Genomic DNA, 258 nt, shown 5'->3' on the forward strand with positions numbered 1-258 from the left:
CTCTCGGCGCACCGGCGCCTGCGCGCGTCAGCGCGACGGGTGCGTGAGCGTCCCGGTACGGGCGTCCTCGCCCAGCCAGTGCGCGCTCGGCTTCGGGGTGCGCTCGAACGTGTCCCGGTCCCAGGCGATGAGCCCGAACGTGGGCGCGTACGACCCCCACTCGTAGTTGTCGAGCGCCGGCCAGTGCAGGTACCCGCGCACGTCGATGCCGTCGGCCATGGCCTCGGGCACGCCCACCAGCGCGTCGTGCGTGTAGTC

1 protein-coding gene is annotated in these 258 nt (G+C 73.6%); it reads right to left on the minus strand.

The features are described 5' to 3' along the window. Positions 1 to 27: 27 nt before the first annotated feature. On the minus strand, positions 28 to 258 hold a 231-nt coding region (locus tag KVT14_RS20590), incomplete at its 5' end, for a family 1 glycosylhydrolase (protein WP_217617315.1).

Source organism: Cellulomonas sp. GbtcB1, assembly GCF_019091725.1.
Classification (GTDB): Bacteria; Actinomycetota; Actinomycetes; order Actinomycetales; family Cellulomonadaceae; genus Cellulomonas.